Annotated in this window: 16 protein-coding genes; 7 read left to right on the forward strand and 9 right to left on the reverse strand. The window is 61.8% G+C overall.

Annotated elements, in window-relative coordinates:
* Window positions 1–25: 25 nt before the first annotated feature.
* From fba to tkt, 6 genes are all read right to left on the reverse strand, one after another.
* On the reverse strand, window positions 26–1,090 hold the full coding sequence (gene fba / locus C8K58_RS05620) for a class II fructose-bisphosphate aldolase (protein WP_003177554.1): 1,065 nt from the start codon (window positions 1,088–1,090) through the stop codon (window positions 26–28).
* A gap of 235 nt (window positions 1,091–1,325) precedes the next feature.
* On the reverse strand, window positions 1,326–1,658 hold the full coding sequence (locus C8K58_RS05625) for an MliC family protein (protein WP_027606036.1): 333 nt from the start codon (window positions 1,656–1,658) through the stop codon (window positions 1,326–1,328).
* A 60-nt stretch (window positions 1,659–1,718) separates the two neighbouring features.
* Window positions 1,719–1,946 (reverse strand): hypothetical protein, encoded by a 228-nt coding sequence (locus C8K58_RS05630; RefSeq protein ID WP_027606037.1) that lies wholly within the window; start codon window positions 1,944–1,946, stop codon window positions 1,719–1,721.
* A 29-nt stretch (window positions 1,947–1,975) separates the two neighbouring features.
* Window positions 1,976–3,139 (reverse strand): phosphoglycerate kinase, encoded by a 1,164-nt coding sequence (locus tag C8K58_RS05635; protein WP_027606038.1) that lies wholly within the window; start codon window positions 3,137–3,139, stop codon window positions 1,976–1,978.
* Between the two features lie 17 nt (window positions 3,140–3,156).
* On the reverse strand, window positions 3,157–4,212 hold the full coding sequence (epd, locus tag C8K58_RS05640; RefSeq protein ID WP_027606039.1) for an erythrose-4-phosphate dehydrogenase: 1,056 nt from the start codon (window positions 4,210–4,212) through the stop codon (window positions 3,157–3,159).
* A 138-nt stretch (window positions 4,213–4,350) separates the two neighbouring features.
* A complete protein-coding gene (gene tkt, locus C8K58_RS05645) occupies window positions 4,351–6,348 on the reverse strand; it encodes a transketolase (RefSeq protein WP_027606040.1) in 1,998 nt (665 codons plus the stop codon).
* A gap of 272 nt (window positions 6,349–6,620) precedes the next feature.
* On the opposite strand from tkt, the gene C8K58_RS05650 reads away from it, so the two are divergent.
* The 5 genes from C8K58_RS05650 (at window position 6,621) to C8K58_RS05670 (ending at window position 11,609) form a co-directional block, all read left to right on the forward strand.
* Window positions 6,621–7,616: a metalloregulator ArsR/SmtB family transcription factor gene (locus C8K58_RS05650; protein WP_027606041.1), complete on the forward strand. Its 996-nt coding sequence runs from the start codon at window positions 6,621–6,623 to the stop codon at window positions 7,614–7,616.
* A 19-nt stretch (window positions 7,617–7,635) separates the two neighbouring features.
* A complete protein-coding gene (gene metK / locus C8K58_RS05655; RefSeq protein ID WP_092355630.1) occupies window positions 7,636–8,826 on the forward strand; it encodes a methionine adenosyltransferase in 1,191 nt (396 codons plus the stop codon).
* Window positions 8,827–9,039: 213 nt separating this feature from the next.
* Window positions 9,040–9,390 carry a hypothetical protein gene (locus C8K58_RS05660; RefSeq protein ID WP_027606043.1) on the forward strand — a complete coding sequence of 117 codons (351 nt, stop codon included), beginning with the start codon at window positions 9,040–9,042 and terminating at the stop codon, window positions 9,388–9,390.
* A 95-nt stretch (window positions 9,391–9,485) separates the two neighbouring features.
* Complete coding sequence (gene ligB / locus C8K58_RS05665) at window positions 9,486–11,147, forward strand: NAD-dependent DNA ligase LigB (protein WP_108573362.1); 1,662 nt, start codon at window positions 9,486–9,488, stop codon at window positions 11,145–11,147.
* A 66-nt stretch (window positions 11,148–11,213) separates the two neighbouring features.
* Window positions 11,214–11,609 (forward strand): DUF1090 domain-containing protein, encoded by a 396-nt coding sequence (locus C8K58_RS05670; RefSeq protein WP_027606045.1) that lies wholly within the window; start codon window positions 11,214–11,216, stop codon window positions 11,607–11,609.
* A 6-nt stretch (window positions 11,610–11,615) separates the two neighbouring features.
* Here C8K58_RS05670 and C8K58_RS05675 read toward each other — a convergent pair whose 3' ends face one another.
* On the reverse strand, window positions 11,616–12,065 hold the full coding sequence (locus C8K58_RS05675) for a cytochrome c (protein ID WP_092355635.1): 450 nt from the start codon (window positions 12,063–12,065) through the stop codon (window positions 11,616–11,618).
* A gap of 128 nt (window positions 12,066–12,193) precedes the next feature.
* Between C8K58_RS05675 and C8K58_RS05680 the strand changes: the two genes are divergently transcribed.
* Window positions 12,194–13,381: a murein transglycosylase A gene (locus tag C8K58_RS05680; RefSeq protein WP_027606047.1), complete on the forward strand. Its 1,188-nt coding sequence runs from the start codon at window positions 12,194–12,196 to the stop codon at window positions 13,379–13,381.
* 47 nt (window positions 13,382–13,428) lie between these two features.
* On the opposite strand, the gene C8K58_RS05685 is transcribed toward C8K58_RS05680, so the two are convergent.
* A complete protein-coding gene (locus C8K58_RS05685; RefSeq protein WP_090401689.1) occupies window positions 13,429–13,815 on the reverse strand; it encodes an MAPEG family protein in 387 nt (128 codons plus the stop codon).
* Between the two features lie 192 nt (window positions 13,816–14,007).
* On the opposite strand from C8K58_RS05685, the gene C8K58_RS05690 reads away from it, so the two are divergent.
* Window positions 14,008–15,267: a sodium:proton antiporter gene (locus tag C8K58_RS05690; protein ID WP_108573364.1), complete on the forward strand. Its 1,260-nt coding sequence runs from the start codon at window positions 14,008–14,010 to the stop codon at window positions 15,265–15,267.
* Here C8K58_RS05690 and C8K58_RS05695 read toward each other — a convergent pair.
* Window positions 15,261–16,148, reverse strand: coding sequence for a formate/nitrite transporter family protein (locus C8K58_RS05695; RefSeq protein ID WP_027606050.1), 888 nt, complete (start codon window positions 16,146–16,148; stop codon window positions 15,261–15,263). The two genes, C8K58_RS05690 and C8K58_RS05695, sit on opposite strands and share 7 nt — an antisense overlap.
* Window positions 16,149–16,183 lie beyond the last annotated feature (35 nt).

A 16,183-nucleotide genomic window follows, 5' to 3' on the forward strand; every position in this document is an offset into this window, starting at 1 on the left:
GGGCTTCTTTTTTAACGCCTGAGGCTCAATTCACCTTAGCGTTCAACTCACCTTTCAGATAACGCTGGTACATCGCTTCCAACGAGATCGGCTTGATCTTCGAAGCGTTGCCCGCAGTGCCGAAGGCTTCGTAACGAGCGATACACACATCACGCATCGCGGTCACAGTCGCGCCGAAGAACTTGCGCGGGTCGAACTCGCTCGGGTTGGTGGCCATCAGGCGGCGCATCGCGCCGGTGGACGCCAGGCGCAGGTCGGTGTCGATGTTGACCTTGCGCACGCCGTACTTGATGCCTTCGACGATTTCTTCAACCGGTACGCCGTAGGTTTCTTTGATGTCGCCGCCGTACTGGTTGATGATCGCCAGCCATTCCTGCGGGACCGAGGAAGAACCGTGCATCACCAGGTGGGTGTTAGGGATGCGCTTGTGGATTTCCTTGATGCGGTCGATGGCCAGTACGTCGCCGGTCGGTGGCTTGGTGAACTTGTAGGCGCCGTGGCTGGTGCCGATAGCGATCGCCAGGGCGTCCACTTGGGTCTTCTTGACGAAGTCGGCGGCTTCTTCCGGGTCGGTCAGCATCTGGCTGTGATCCAGCACGCCTTCGGCGCCGATGCCGTCTTCTTCACCGGCCATGCCGGTTTCCAGGGAGCCCAGGCAACCCAGTTCGCCTTCAACCGAAACGCCGCAGGCGTGGGCCATGGCCACGGTTTGTTGGGTTACGCGTACGTTGTACTCGTAGTCGGTCGGGGTCTTGCCGTCTTCGCCGAGGGAGCCGTCCATCATCACCGAGCTGAAGCCCAGTTGGATGGAACGCTGGCACACGTCAGGGCTGGTGCCGTGGTCCTGGTGCATGCACACCGGGATGTGCGGGAATTCTTCGATCGCGGCGAGGATCAGGTGACGCAGGAACGGGGCACCGGCGTATTTGCGCGCACCGGCCGAAGCCTGGACGATCACTGGGGAGTCGGTCTTGTCAGCGGCTTCCATGATGGCGCGCATCTGCTCAAGGTTGTTGACGTTAAAGGCTGGGACGCCGTAGCCGAACTCGGCTGCGTGGTCCAGCATTTGACGCATGCTGATAAGTGCCATTGTGTTGTCTCTCCCGGTCGAGGGTCGTTAATCGTGCAAGCCTGCCGTAGCAGCGGCTGCTATTCAAGTTATTGCAGGTCAGGCTTTGCATGCCTGGCGTGCTGAATCGTTATTGCTGATGTGGAAGGGGGGCTTGCCCCCGATGACAGTGCCTCAGTCAGCACATGGGGGTGCTGACAAACCGCTATCGGGGGCAAGCCCCCTTCCACATTTGGATCTCATCAAAGTTGAAATCTTATTGGGCCTTGCAGCCCCGCCCGATCAAATCGTCAGTGGCAACCCAGTAAACCAGGCCTTCCTCACCTTTTGTGTGAAACGCCAACTGGTCGTTGCTGTACAGCACGCCCGAAGCCGCCACATCCTGTTTGAGGCGATAAACCTGGTCGGAACCGCCGAGGCGTACATCCACCTCACTGCGGGCCTGGTTGGCGAAGCGCCAGTTGACCTCGGCCTTGCTGTCGCAGGTCCAGGTGGTCCACTTACCTTCCGGCTCTGCCTTGTTGAACATGTTCATGCTGCTGCAACCGGCCAATAGGGCCAGGGCTGCCAGGGCGAAAACGCCTTTCATTGCCAATCCTCGCAGCGGGGCCAAAGGCCGCCGATGCCGTCGGTTAGTTGATCAGACCCGTCAAGGGCAACCCTGTTCCTGACCGTTGGGCGCGGAGTCGTATTTCTCCAGCCGTTCGTTGCCGATGCGCTTGTTGATTACCGGCATGGTCTCGGCTTGCCAGTCAGCCTGATAGCAGCTTTTTTTCTGCTCCGTGGCAGGTTTGCCTGCCGCCGGCGCTGCGCTTGGCGTGCTGCCGCAGCCGGCCAACAGGCCCGCTGCGATCACCATTGCCAACGACTTGATCATGGGAACACTCCTTTTCCGGATCACGAGCCTTAGCCTTTGGCTCGGGTTTCCAGCACTTCAACGGCGGGCAGGACTTTGCCTTCGACGAATTCGAGGAATGCGCCGCCACCGGTAGAAATGTAGGAGATCTGGTCGGCAACGCCATATTTATCGATGGCCGCCAGGGTGTCGCCGCCGCCGGCGATGGAGAATGCCGAGCTGTCTGCGATGGCCTTGGCCAGCACTTTGGTGCCGTTGCCGAACTGGTCGAACTCGAACACGCCGACCGGACCGTTCCACAGGATGGTCTGGGAGGCTTTCAGCAGTTCTGCAAAATTGGCTGCAGTTTGCGGGCCGATGTCCAGGATCATGTCGTCGGCGGCCACGTCGGCGATGAGCTTGACGGTGGCTTCGGCGGTTTCAGCGAACTCCTTGGCAACCACCACGTCCACCGGCAACGGCACGCTGACCTTGGCGGCGATGGCACGGGCGGTGTCGAGCAGGTCCGGCTCGTACAGGGATTTGCCCACCGGGTGGCCTGCTGCCGCCAGGAAGGTATTGGCAATGCCACCGCCAACGATCAACTGGTTGCAGATCTGGCTCAGGCTGTTGAGCACGTCCAACTTGGTGGACACCTTGGAGCCGGCAACGATGGCAGCCATCGGTTGGGCCGGAGCGCCCAGGGCCTTGCCCAATGCCTCCAGTTCAGCCGCCAGCAATGGGCCGGCAGCCGCCACCTTGGCGAACTTGGCCACGCCGTGGGTCGAACCCTCGGCACGGTGGGCGGTGCCGAACGCGTCCATCACGAACACGTCGCACAGGGCGGCGTATTGCTGGGCCAGTTCGTCGCTGTTCTTTTTCTCGCCTTTGTTGAAGCGCACGTTTTCGAACAGCACGATGTCGCCAGGCTTAACGTCGACACCGCCCAGGTAGTCAGCCACCAGCGGCACATCACGGCCCAGGGCTTTGCTCAGGTAGTCGGCTACCGGCTTGAGGCTGTTTTCGGCGGAGAACTCACCTTCGGTCGGGCGACCCAGGTGGGAGCAGACCATCACGGCCGCGCCTTTTTCCAGGGCCAGCTTGATGGTCGGCAGCGAGGCCAGGATTCGCGCATCGCTGGTGACAACACCGTCCTTGACGGGGACGTTGAGGTCTTCGCGAATCAGTACGCGCTTACCTTGCAGATCGAGGTCGGTCATCTTCAACACGGTCATGGGTGGCAGTTCCTGAATTACTGTTGAGGTTGTTTAGAGGCGATATGCAGATAATGTTCCGCAACATCCAGCATTCGGTTGGCAAAGCCCCATTCGTTGTCGAACCAGGCCAGGATGTTCACCAGCCTCGGGCCGGAAACGCGGGTCTGGCTGGCATCGACAATCGCCGAATGCGGGTCATGGTTGAAATCACAACTGGCGTGGGGCAACTCGGTGTAGGCCAGCAAGCCTTTGAGCGGGCCGCTGGTGGCGGCGTCGCGCAGGATCCGGTTGACCTCCGTCGCATCCGTGTCGCTGACGGTTTGCATGGTGATGTCCAGGCAGGACACGTTCACCGTCGGCACCCGTACGGCTTTGGCCTGGATTCGCCCGGCAAGTTCCGGCAGCAGGCGTTCGATGCCGCGCGCCAGACCGGTGGATACCGGAATTACCGATTGGAACGCCGAGCGCGTGCGGCGCAGGTCTTCATGGTGATAGGCGTCGATCACCGGCTGGTCGTTCATCGCCGAGTGGATGGTGGTGATCGACACGTAGTCCAGGCCGATCGCCTGATCCAGCAGGCGCAACAGCGGCACGCTGCAGTTGGTGGTGCAGGAGGCGTTGGACACCAGCAGCTCACTGCCGGTCAGGCAATCCTGGTTGATGCCGTAGACGATGGTGGCATCGACATCCGCCTCGCTGGCCATCGGCTGGGAAAACAGCACACGCGGTGCGCCGGCGTCGAGGAAACGCTGGCCATCGGCACGGGTGTGATAGGCACCGGAGCATTCCAACACCAGGTCGACGCCCAGCGCCGCCCAGTCGATGCCCTCGGGTGTGGCGCTGCGCAACACTTTCACGCAGTCGCCGTTGATATGCAGACAATCGCCTTCGACCCGCACTTCGCCGGGAAAGCGGCCGTGGGTGGAATCAAAGCGTGTCAGGTATTCGATGCTGGCCATGTCGGCCAGGTCGTTGATCGCGACAATTTCAAACCCGGCTGCCGCCCCTCGCTCGAACAGAGCACGCAAGACGCAACGACCAATGCGGCCGTAGCCGTTGAGTGCAACTTTGTAGGGACGCGGTTGGGGCATGGGGTTCTCGATCAAGGTTAGTTCGGTGTTGAATGTTCTGACGCTATCGCGGGCAAGCCCGCTCCCACATCAGACCGCGATCCAAATGTGGGAGCGGGCTTGCCCGCGATAGCGCCAGTACAGACAACGCAGACTGACTTAGTCTTCCAGCAGCTCTTCAGCCTGACCCAGGATGTTTTCCAGGGTGAAACCGAACTCTTCGAACAACGCTGGCGCCGGCGCCGACTCACCGTAGGTGGTCATGCCGATCACGCGGCCTTCCAGGCCCACGTACTTGTACCAGTAGTCGGCGTGCGCCGCTTCGATGGCGATACGCGCGCTGACCTGCAACGGCAGCACCGATTGCTTGTAGCCGGCGTCCTGGGCCTCGAACACGCTGGTGCACGGCATGGACACAACGCGCACGTTACGGCCTTGGGCAGTCAGCTTGTCGTACGCCTGAACGGTCAGGCCCACTTCGGAACCGGTGGAGATCAAAATCAGCTCCGGCTCGCCGATGCAGTCCTTGAGCACGTAGCCGCCACGGCTGATGTCGGCGATCTGCGCGTCGGTACGCACCTGGTGTTGCAGGTTCTGACGGGAGAAGATCAGCGCCGAAGGGCCGTCCTTGCGCTCGATCGCGTGCTTCCAGGCCACCGCGGATTCCACCGCGTCGGCTGGGCGCCAGCAATCCAGGTTCGGCGTGGTACGCAGGCTGGTCAGTTGTTCGACCGGCTGGTGCGTCGGGCCGTCTTCGCCGAGGCCGATGGAGTCATGGGTGTACACATGGATCACGCGCTTCTTCATCAGCGCAGCCATACGTACGGCATTGCGCGCGTACTCCATGAACATCAGGAAGGTCGCGCCGTAAGGCACCAGGCCGCCGTGCAGGGACACGCCGTTCATGATGGCGCTCATGCCGAATTCGCGCACGCCGTAGTACATGTAGTTGCCGCTGGCGTCTTCGGCCGAGACACCTTTGCAGCCTTTCCACAGGGTCAGGTTGGAACCGGCCAGGTCGGCCGAACCACCGAGGAACTCAGGCAGCAGCGGGCCAAAGGCGTTCAGGGTGTTCTGGCTGGCTTTACGGCTGGCGATGGTCTCGCCCTTGGCCGCGACTTCGGCAATGTAGGCCGAGGCTTTTTCCGCGAAGTCGGCAGGCAGGTCACCGGCCAGGCGACGCACCAGTTCATTGGCCAGCTCAGGGAATTCGGCGGAGTATGCAGCGAAACGCTGATCCCACTCGGCTTCGGTGGCCAGGCCTTTTTCCTTGGCATCCCATTCGGCGTAGATGTCGGCCGGGATTTCGAACGGGCCGTGGTTCCACTTCAGCGCTTCGCGGGTCAGGGCGATCTCAGCGTCACCCAATGGGGCGCCGTGGCAGTCTTCCTTGCCTTGCTTGTTCGGCGAGCCGAAGCCGATGGTGGTCTTGCAGCAGATCAGGGTCGGCTGCGCGCTCTTGCGGGCGGTGTCGATGGCAGTCTTGATCTCTTCCGGATCGTGGCCGTCGACATTGCGGATTACCTGCCAGTTGTAGGCTTCGAAACGCTTGGGGGTGTCGTCGGTGAACCAGCCTTCGACTTCGCCGTCGATGGAGATGCCGTTGTCATCGTAGAAGGCGATCAGCTTGCCCAGGCCCAGGGTACCGGCCAGGGACGCGACTTCGTGGGAAATGCCTTCCATCATGCAGCCATCACCCAGGAACACATAGGTGTGGTGATCGACGATGTCGTGGCCAGGGCGGTTGAATTGCGCGCCCAGGACTTTTTCGGCCAGCGCGAAACCTACGGCGTTGGCCAGGCCTTGGCCCAGGGGACCGGTGGTGGTCTCGACGCCTGGGGTGTAGCCGAATTCAGGGTGACCCGGGGTGCGGCTGTGCAACTGGCGGAAGCTCTTGAGGTCATCGATGGTGACGTCGTAGCCGGTCAGGTGCAGCAGCGAGTAGATCAGCATCGAGCCGTGGCCGTTGGACAGCACGAAGCGGTCACGGTCGGCGAACGACGGGTTGCTCGGGTTGTGCTTCAGGTAATCACGCCAAAGTACCTCGGCGATATCCGCCATGCCCATCGGGGCACCGGGATGGCCGCTGTTGGCTTTTTGCACGGCATCCATGCTGAGGGCACGAATGGCGTTGGCACGCTCACGACGGCTGGGCATCGCTGTTCTCCTGAGGATTTTGAAGAGTGAATGATTAAAAGAAACGGAAAAAAGGATCGGCATTTTCCCTCAGCCACCGCCTGCGGGCAATGACAGATAGTCACTTGCAGGTGTTTTTCCTGTGCTTTGGGCGGCAATCGCTTGCAGAAACCTTTAACCGCTTCGTCTAAAGGTTATAGCGGCTGCTTATAACCGCCACTTATCGACCAATATCAAAACTTTTTGATATTGGCCTTGCGGGGATACTCACCCGTCACTAGACTGCTGGCCTTATGAACCTACCCGTGCCCACCCTGCGTCCTGACGACGGCGAAGAGCTGGCAGCCTTGTGCAAGGCCGCTGGCGACCCATTGCGTCTGAACGTATTGCGCGCACTGACCAACGATTCATTCGGCGTGCTGGAACTGGCACAGATCTTCGCCATCGGCCAGTCGGGCATGAGCCACCATCTGAAGGTGCTGGCCCAGGCCGACCTGGTCGCCACCCGCCGCGAAGGCAATGCGATTTTCTACCGCCGCGCCCTGCCCCACGCCGACCTGCTCGGCGGCAAGTTGCACGCGGCCCTGCTTGAGGAAGTGGACAGCCTGAGCCTGCCCCATGACGTGCAGTCACGCATCGGCCAGGTCCATGGGCAACGTGCCGCCGCGAGCCAGGACTTTTTTGCACGGGTTGCCGAAAAATTTCGCGCCCAGCAGGACTTGATCGCAGGCCTGGCCCAATACCGCGACAGCGTACTGGCGCTGCTGGACAAGCTGAGCTTCAGTGAAGAAGCGACGGCGCTGGAAGTCGGGCCTGGAGATGGCGGCTTCCTGCCGGAACTGGCCCGCCGCTTTCGGCAGGTCACGGCGCTGGACAACAGCCCGGCGATGCTCGAACTGGCACGCCAGCTCTGTGAGCGCGAGGCATTGGGCAATGTCAGCCTGCAGTTGGCTGACGCCCTGAGCAGCACAACGATCAAGGCCGACTGCGTGGTGCTGAACATGGTCTTGCACCATTTCGCCGCCCCCGCCGACGCTTTAAAGCAAATGGCCGGGTTGCTGCACCCCGGCGGTAGCCTGTTGGTTACGGATTTATGCAGCCACAACCAGAATTGGGCCAGGGAGGCCTGCGGTGATCTCTGGTTGGGTTTTGAACAGGACGATCTGGCCCGTTGGGCCACCGCTGCGGGACTCGTTCCCGGGGAAAGCCTCTATGTAGGTTTACGTAATGGTTTCCAGATCCAGGTCCGCCACTTTCAGCGACCGACTGGCGACACTCACCATCGGTAAATATCAGGAAAACATCGAGATGAGCGAATACTCCCTTTTCACCTCCGAGTCCGTGTCTGAAGGGCATCCGGACAAAATCGCCGACCAGATTTCTGATGCGGTGCTGGACGCCATCATCGCTGAAGACAAGTTCGCCCGTGTGGCGTGCGAGACCCTGGTGAAAACCGGTGTAGCGATCATCGCCGGCGAAGTGACCACTACCGCCTGGGTTGACCTGGAGCAGATCGTTCGTGACGTGATCACCGACATCGGCTACAACAGCTCCGACGTCGGTTTCGACGGTGCGACCTGCGGCGTGATGAACATCATCGGCAAGCAGTCGCCCGACATCAACCAGGGCGTCGACCGTGCCAAGCCGGAAGACCAGGGCGCCGGCGACCAGGGCCTGATGTTCGGCTACGCCAGCAACGAAACCGAGGTGCTGATGCCGGCACCGATCACCTTCTCGCACCAGCTCGTGCAACGCCAGGCCGAAGCGCGTAAATCCGGCGTGCTGCCTTGGCTGCGCCCGGACGCAAAGTCCCAGGTGACCTGCCGCTACGAAGGCGGCAAGGTGGTCGGCATTGACGCGGTCGTACTGTCGACCCAGCACAACCCGGACGTTTCCTACGCCGACCTGCGCGAAGGCGTGATGGAGCTGATCGTCAAGCACGTGCTGCCGGCCGAACTGCTGAGCAAGGACACCCAGTTCCACATCAACCCGACCGGCCAGTTCATCATTGGCGGCCCGGTCGGTGACTGCGGCCTGACCGGTCGCAAGATCATCGTCGACAGCTACGGCGGCATGGCCCGTCACGGCGGTGGCGCGTTCTCCGGCAAGGATCCATCCAAGGTTGACCGCTCCGCTGCCTACGCCGGTCGCTACGTGGCCAAGAACATCGTTGCTGCCGGCCTCGCCGAGCGTTGCGAGATTCAGGTGTCCTACGCCATCGGCGTGGCTCAGCCTACGTCGATCTCGCTGAATACCTTCGGCACCGGCAAGATCAGCGATGACAAGATCGTCAAGCTGGTGCGCGAGATCTTCGACCTGCGCCCTTACGCGATCACCACCATGCTCGACCTGCTGCACCCGATGTACCAGGAAACCGCAGCCTACGGCCACTTCGGTCGTACCCCTGCGCAGAAGACCGTCGGCGACGACACCTTCACCACCTTTACCTGGGAAAAAACCGACCGCGCCAACGACCTGCGCACTGCCGCCGGCCTGTAATCGCACACGGTACATAAAGCCTCGCCGGGTTTGCCCGGCGGGGCTTTTTATTGCCTGCGGGAGCGCCTTCACATTTTTTGGATCCAAAGCTTGCAGGCACAATAATGGCCCTCTAGAATCCGCGCCCTCTCGGGCCTTCACCTTATTTTGGATATTGCCCTGCACCCGCCCGGGATTCATAAGTGCGCAGGCAATCGAACATTGAGGTTTTTCATGCGCATCTCCACGCTCGCCCCTGCCGCCCTTCTGCTCAGCCTGTTCGCCCTGCCGGCCCACGCCGCCGACCTGAGCGCACTGAGTGGCGCCCTGGGCTCCCAGCTGGGTGTCGGCAATTCCGGCGACTGCCAAAAGCAATCCGCAGACCTGCAAACCAAGATCGATGCGGCCGAAGCCAGCAAAGACAGCTTGAAAGTGAAAGCCTTCAAAGCAGCGCAGGACCAGATCAACAAAGGTTGTGACAAACTCTCCGAAGCCCAGGCCAAAGCCGACGCCAAGCAGCAAACCCAGGAAGCCAAGGCTGATAAGCCTGATGCCGTGAAAGCGCTGGGCGGCCTGTTCAAGTAAGCCGAAACACCCGGTAAAAAGCCCCGCAGCGTCGGGGCTTTTTTGTAGGTGAACGGATCATTTAGGCTGGGCGCCCCTTCCGAGCAAGGATGCTCATGATGCGTTTACTGATTGTTCTGCTACTCAGCGCTCTACCCTTTTCGGCCTGGGCTGAAAACTGCCCTGATGATGCCCGGGCCCAGGTCGACACCCTGGCCGAACAAATCCGCCTGTGGGACGACAGTTACCACCGCCTCGGCCAATCCCCCGTCAGTGATGAACTCTACGACCAGGCTCGCCAGCGCCTGGCCCACTGGCGCCAGTGCGTCCCCAACCCCACCGCGCCTGATGATCCGCTGGCCAGTTCACGGGGCACCTTGCCGCACCCGGTCGCCCATACCGGCCTGGAAAAGCGCCTGGATGAGCAAGCCGTGGGCGCCTGGCTGGGCACGCGCCGGGATGTATGGATCCAACCCAAGGTGGACGGCGTTGCGGTGACCCTGGTGTACCGCCAGGGGCGGTTGAAACAGCTGATCAGCCGTGGCGATGGCAAGCTGGGCCAGGACTGGTCGGCCTCCGCGCGCAAGATCCCCGGCATTGTCCAGCAACTGCCGGAACCCATCGACCTGGTGCTGCAAGGCGAACTTTATTGGCGCCTCGACGAGCATGTGCAATCGGCACGCGGCGGGCTCAACGCGCGCAGCAAGGTGGCCGGGATGATGAACCGTCGGCAGTTGAGCGACACCGACGCCGCCGGCATCGGCCTGTTTGTCTGGGCCTGGCCGAATGGCCCCGCAGCCTTTACCGAACGCCTGGCCACCCTGGCACGCTGGGGTTTCACCGACAGCCAGCGCTACAGCCAGCCCGTCCAGGACATCATCGAAGCAGCACATTGGCGCACCTATTGGTACAACCACCCCCTGCCCTTTGCCAGTGACGGCGTGGTGCTGCACCAGGCGCAGCGCGCACCCGCTGAGCGCTGGCAGGCCAGTGCGCCTTATTGGGCGGTCGCCTGGAAGTACCCCGCCTCCCAAGCCCTGGCCCTGGTACGCCAGGTGCAATTCAAGATCGGCCGCACCGGACGCATCACCCCCATTCTGGAACTGGAGCCGGTGCGCCTGGACGACCTCCGGATCAGCCGGGTCAGCGCCGGCTCCTTGAAGCGCTGGCAGGCCCTGGATATTCGCCCGGGCGACCAGGTGTCCATCAGCCTGGCTGGCCAAGTGATCCCTCGGCTGGACCAGGTGATCCTGCGCAATACCACCAGGGTCGACCTGCCAGTGCCCGACCCTCGGGACTTTCACGCCTTGAGTTGCTGGCAGCTGGACCCCGGCTGCGAAGAACAGCTGCTCGCACGCCTTACCTGGCTGAGCGGCAACCAGGGCCTGGCATTGCCGCACATAGGCCGCGAGACGTGGAACATATTGATCCAGGCCGGTCTAATCGCAGGCTTTCTCGATTGGTTAACCCTGGATGCGGCAGAGCTTGCTAACATTGATGGCTTCGGTGAGCGCAGCCGCACGCGGCTGCTCGACAGCCTTCACAGCGCTCGGCAACGCCCCTTCGTACAATGGCTCAAGGCCTTGGGTGTACCGCCTGCGGCACGCGGTAACCTGGAGGGCAACTGGCAGACGCTGGTCGCCAGAGACACCCAGGCCTGGCTGGCCATCGATGGCATCGGCCCGGGTCGCGCGGCGCAACTGAGCGCTTTTTTTCGCGACCCACACGTACAGACATTGGCTGAAACATTACGTGTGGCCGGAATAGACGGGTTTTGAACCAGACCCAGCCACCTTTAAATCACAGCAGAATTCACCCTGCTATTTGCGACCCCGGAGCTCCACATGAAATTCCTCGCCCCTTTTGCCCTGTTGACCGTCGCAAGCTTCATGGCCACGCCACTGCTCGCCGCCGAAGAAGCCACTCCACTCACCGGCTGTGCCGCCAAGCGCCAGGCCATCAGCACCCAGCTCGAACAGGCCAAGGCCCACGGCAACAGCGACCAGCAAGCCGGCCTGGAAAAAGCCCTGAGCGAAGTCACCGCCAACTGCACGGATGCCGCCTTGAGGAAGGAGCGCGAAAACAAGGTACTCGACGCCAAGCACGAGGTCAGCCGCCGTCAGGCCGACCTCGACAAGGCGATGAAAAAAGGCGACGCGGACAAGATCAACAAGCGTAAGGACAAACTCGCCGAGTCACGCAAGGAACTGCAGGACGCCGTGGAAGAACTCGACCAGTAAAACCGGTCAGTGGTCGCGAAATTGTTTATGGCAGGCACTGCAGGCATCTTCGACTTTCTGTACGGCAGGCGTAAGGTTGCTGGCCTTGTAGGGCTGCACCTGGCTGGCGATCACCAACTCACCGGTGGCCGCTTCCAGATCGCGGGCCAGTTGCTGGAACTGCGCCTGTTTTTGCCACACGTCGTCCTTGGCGCTGGTGTGATCCTCCTCGCGCACACTCGGAAAGTGTTTCCACGGTTCATGGGACAGCGCATCGAGCTTGACCGCGCCCTCGGCGAATTTCGCGCCATCGAAGGCAATGCGCCCGCGCAACATGCCGCCCAGGTCTTCAGCGGTCTTGAGCATTTGCTTGAAGATCGCCTTGCGCTGGCCCAGGGGCGAATTCGGATCGACGCCGCCGCAGGCGGACAGTGCCAGGCAGGCCAACAGCACAAGCGTCATTTTTTTAAAAGTCATGGCGGCTCAGGGTCACGGGAAACGGCGGCCAGTATCCTCGCCCTGCCCGTAAAGACCAATAGCCCTATTAATAATAAGGGTTGTCCACAGGCGCTAAGGCGCGGGCAATCGCTTCAGGAACCGTTTGTATGAATCTCACATTGAAACACTTGAGCCGCCGTCTGGCATGGGCTCTGCCGATGATTGCACTGCTGGCAGGCTGTGACGCGGGCAAGGACAGCGGTAAAGACACGGCTAAAGAAGAAGCTGCCAAGCCCCACGCCGTCGCCACCTATGTAAGCGCTCCCTGGGAGGCGTTGCCCGCCGTGTCCGACAGCGACCTGCTGGCCGGCTTCGAATCCTGGCGCAGCGCCTGCCAACGCCTCAAGGCCGACCCTATATGGGGGGCCACCTGCGCAGCAGCGGGTCCCGTGCCAGCCGATGCCGTGGCGGTGCGCGGTTTTCTCAAGGAGCGCCTGGACGTGTTCGGCCTGCGTTCGGCTGACAACACCCCCAACGGCTTGATCACCGGCTACTACGAGCCGGTCTACCCCGGCAGCCTGACCAAGACCGCCGCCGCCCATGTTCCCGTGTATGGCGTACCGGATGACCTGATCATCGTCAATCTGGAAAGCATCTACCCGGAACTCAAGGGCAAGCGCCTGCGCGGCCGCCTCGAAGGGCGCGTGCTCAAGCCCTATGACGATGCCAGCGCCATCAACGGCCAGGGCTCCACCGCCAAGCCGATTGCCTGGCTGACCAACCCGATGGACCTGCAATTCCTGCAGATCCAGGGCTCGGGGCGCATTCAACTCAAGGGCGGTCGCCAGCTACGCGTCGGTTACGGCGACCAGAACGGCTACCCCTATCGCCCTATCGGCCGTTGGCTGGTGGAGCAAGGCGAACTGAAGAAAGAAGACGTGACCATGGGCGCCATCAGCGCTTGGGCCAAGGCGCACCCGGAGCGCATCCCGGAACTGCTGGCCAGCAATCCCAGCTACGTATTCTTCAGCGCTCGCCCCGACAGTAATGAAGGCCCGCGCGGTTCGCTGAATGTGCCGTTGACCGCCGGCTACAGCGTAGCGGTGGATCGCAAGGTGATTCCGTTGGGCAGCCTGTTGTGGCTGTCGACTACCAAGCCCGACGGCTCGCCATTGGCACGCCCGGTCGCCGCGCAGGACACCGGCGGTGCAATCACCGGAGAAGTGCGCGCGGATTTGTTCTGGGGCACGGGTGACGCTGCCGGAGAGCTGGCGGGAAATATGAAGCAGCAAGGGCAGATCTGGATGCTGTGGCCCAAGGGCGCGGCGTTGCCGCAGGTGCCGGAGACGCTCTAGTTCAAATGTGGGAGGGGTGCCCCCCACAACTGGATCTGCGTCACAAGTCAGATCGACACGAAGAAGAAGCTCGCAATCAACGCCATGCCCACCGCCCACACCAGCGAGCGCAGTATCGCCCAGTCGGCCAGGTAGCAAATGATGTACAGCAGGCGGCTGGTGATAAACAGCACCGCCAGCACATTGATGGTCACCAGTTCGGCCGTGCCGGCCAGGTGGGCGATAATCACCGCGGCGGCAAAGGCGGGGGTGACTTCAAAGCTGTTGAGCTGCGCACTGTGGGCGCGCTTGGCAACCCCTTCAAGGGTATCCAGGAAAGCACGCGGGTCGTGGTTCTGCCGCGGCCCGAACTTGCCGCCACTGAACTTGGCCACGCCCGTGCACAGGTAAGGCAGGAAAATCGCGATCAACACACACCAGAAAGCAGCCGTCATCACTCAGTCCTTTTGTCGTTTTATGCAGCGATTAGAGTTCTAGCACTAAAAACCCAATGTCGCACCTAACCGCTATGAGCCGCGCGACACCGAAAGGTTCTACCGCACTTTCACCCAAGACGTTGCAACCTCACGCCGCCACTGCGGTCCATCCCCCATTAACAACCCACCCCCACCTTCCAAGGACCCCGGATGCTTGAACTTGTCGCCGCCTTTATTTGCCTCACAACCCTGCTCACCTATGTGAACTTCCGCTTTATCGGCCTGCCGCCCACCATCGGCGTGATGGTCACGGCCCTGCTGTTCTCCCTGATCCTGCAAGGCCTGAGCGTGCTCGGCTACCCAGGCCTTGAGGAGCGCATCCAGCAATTGATCGGCCAGATCGACTTCGGCGACCTGCTGATGAACTGGATGCTGTCGTTCCTGCTGTTCGCCGGCGCCTTGCACGTCAACTTGAACGACCTGCGCAGCTACCGCTGGCCCATCGGCCTGCTGGCCACCTTCGGCGTATTGATCGCCACCGTGGTGATCGGCAGCCTGGCGTATTACATCTTCGCCCTGTTTGGCTGGCACGTGAGCTTCCTTTACTGCCTGTTGTTCGGCGCACTGATCTCGCCCACCGACCCCATTGCGGTACTGGGCGTGCTGCGAACCGCCAATGCGTCGAAACCGCTGAAGACCACGATTGTGGGCGAGAGCCTGTTCAACGACGGCACGGCAGTGGTGGTGTTTACCGTATTGCTGGGCATCGCGCAGTTGGGCGAGACGCCTACCGTGGGCGCCACGGCCTTGCTGTTCGCCCATGAGGCAATTGGCGGCGTGGTCTTCGGCGGGCTCATCGGCTACCTGGTGTACCTGATGATCAAGAGCATCGAACAGCACCAGATCGAAGTGATGCTGACCCTCGCCCTGGTCATCGGCGGCTCGGCGATGGCCACCGAACTGCACATCTCCGCACCGATCGCGATGGTGGTGGCCGGGCTGATCATCGGCAACCTGGGGCGCAAGCTGGCGATGAACGACATGACCCGGCGCTACCTGGACGGCTTCTGGGAACTGCTGGACGACATGCTTAACGCGCTGCTGTTCGCGCTGATCGGCATGGAGCTGCTGCTGTTGCCGTTCAACTGGCTGCACGTGTTCGCGGCCAGTTTGCTGGCGGTGGCGATCCTGCTGTCGCGCCTGCTGACCGTGGCCCCGGCGATCCTGTTGCTGCGCCGCTGGCGCACAGTGCCGCGCGGCACCATCCGTATCCTGACCTGGGGCGGCCTGCGCGGCGGGGTCTCGGTGGCACTGGCGCTGGCCCTGCCACTGGGCCCGGAGCGCGATCTGCTGCTGAGCATCACCTACATCGTGGTGCTGTCGTCGATCCTGTTGCAGGGGCTGAGCATCGGCAAGCTGGTCAAGCGCGTGACCCAGGGCGAACCCCAGGCCGCACCTGACGTTCACTGATCCTTGTTGATCCGCTGCGGATGCCTCGGGTCCGCAGCGTGCTTGCCCGGCAAGCTACTCTCGCTGCGAATCTGCGCATGACTGATCAACGCAAAGATAAAGCTGCCACCGATGATATTGCCGGCCAGGGTTGGGCCAGCAAATACCAGCCAGAAATCCTTCCACGGCAACTCGCCGGCAAACACCAGGTATGACACTTCCGCCGAACCCACCACGATATGGGTGAAATCCCCCAGGGCCATCAGGTAGGTGATCAGAATGATGATCCACATCTTGGCGCTTTCCATCGACGGGATCATCCACACCATGGTCGCGATCATCCAACCGGAGACGATGCCCTTGGCAAACATCTGGCCGGCGTCGTTTTCCATGATCTTGCGCCCGATTTCGAGGAAGGCCAGGTCGGTCTTGGTGTCGAAGATCGGCAGGTGCAGCATCACGTAGGCCACCAGCAGCGTGCCGCAGAGGTTGCCCACCAGCACCACCGACCACAACCGCAACAGGCGTCCGGCATTGGCCAGGGTCGGCTTGCTCATCACCGGCAGCACGGCGGTCAGGGTGTTTTCAGTGAACAGTTGCTGGCGCGCCAGGATCACCGCGAGAAAGCCTGCGCAGTAGCCGAAGCTGGCGATCACCTTGAAGGCCTCTCCGTCCGGAAGGCGTGAATTGAGCAGCCCCATGGCCATCAATGACAGGCCCATGGTCAGGCCGGCCGCAAGTGCCGACCACCACAAGGCGGCGACGCTTCGCTCCAGCTCCTGATCGCCCTGGGTGCGGATAATTTCATGCAGCACCGCCGCGCGGGGCGGCTGGTTCTTGTCGACGTCCTGCTGCTCTTCCTGGGACAGGTTGGGGGTCTTGCCGTCTTCTTGCGTGGCCATGGTGATACCTGAACGGGGGGCGATGTTCAGGTACG

This window comes from Pseudomonas sp. GV047, from assembly GCF_003058245.1.
Taxonomy (GTDB): Bacteria; Pseudomonadota; Gammaproteobacteria; order Pseudomonadales; family Pseudomonadaceae; genus Aquipseudomonas; species Aquipseudomonas marginalis.

What these genes read in the sequence shown, in the direction of transcription:
- fba (WP_003177554.1), bottom strand. Translation starts at nt 1,090, where the DNA reads ATGGCACTTATCAGCATGCGTCAAATGCTGGACCACGCAGCCGAGTTC.
- C8K58_RS05625 (WP_027606036.1), bottom strand. Translation starts at nt 1,658, where the DNA reads ATGAAAGGCGTTTTCGCCCTGGCAGCCCTGGCCCTATTGGCCGGTTGC.
- C8K58_RS05630 (WP_027606037.1), bottom strand. Translation starts at nt 1,946, where the DNA reads ATGATCAAGTCGTTGGCAATGGTGATCGCAGCGGGCCTGTTGGCCGGC.
- C8K58_RS05635 (WP_027606038.1), bottom strand. Translation starts at nt 3,139, where the DNA reads ATGACCGTGTTGAAGATGACCGACCTCGATCTGCAAGGTAAGCGCGTA.
- epd (WP_027606039.1), bottom strand. Translation starts at nt 4,212, where the DNA reads ATGCCCCAACCGCGTCCCTACAAAGTTGCACTCAACGGCTACGGCCGC.
- tkt (WP_027606040.1), bottom strand. Translation starts at nt 6,348, where the DNA reads ATGCCCAGCCGTCGTGAGCGTGCCAACGCCATTCGTGCCCTCAGCATG.
- C8K58_RS05650 (WP_027606041.1), top strand. Translation starts at nt 6,621, where the DNA reads ATGAACCTACCCGTGCCCACCCTGCGTCCTGACGACGGCGAAGAGCTG.
- metK (WP_092355630.1), top strand. Translation starts at nt 7,636, where the DNA reads ATGAGCGAATACTCCCTTTTCACCTCCGAGTCCGTGTCTGAAGGGCAT.
- C8K58_RS05660 (WP_027606043.1), top strand. Translation starts at nt 9,040, where the DNA reads ATGCGCATCTCCACGCTCGCCCCTGCCGCCCTTCTGCTCAGCCTGTTC.
- ligB (WP_108573362.1), top strand. Translation starts at nt 9,486, where the DNA reads ATGATGCGTTTACTGATTGTTCTGCTACTCAGCGCTCTACCCTTTTCG.
- C8K58_RS05670 (WP_027606045.1), top strand. Translation starts at nt 11,214, where the DNA reads ATGAAATTCCTCGCCCCTTTTGCCCTGTTGACCGTCGCAAGCTTCATG.
- C8K58_RS05675 (WP_092355635.1), bottom strand. Translation starts at nt 12,065, where the DNA reads ATGACTTTTAAAAAAATGACGCTTGTGCTGTTGGCCTGCCTGGCACTG.
- C8K58_RS05680 (WP_027606047.1), top strand. Translation starts at nt 12,194, where the DNA reads ATGAATCTCACATTGAAACACTTGAGCCGCCGTCTGGCATGGGCTCTG.
- C8K58_RS05685 (WP_090401689.1), bottom strand. Translation starts at nt 13,815, where the DNA reads ATGACGGCTGCTTTCTGGTGTGTGTTGATCGCGATTTTCCTGCCTTAC.
- C8K58_RS05690 (WP_108573364.1), top strand. Translation starts at nt 14,008, where the DNA reads ATGCTTGAACTTGTCGCCGCCTTTATTTGCCTCACAACCCTGCTCACC.
- C8K58_RS05695 (WP_027606050.1), bottom strand. Translation starts at nt 16,148, where the DNA reads ATGGCCACGCAAGAAGACGGCAAGACCCCCAACCTGTCCCAGGAAGAG.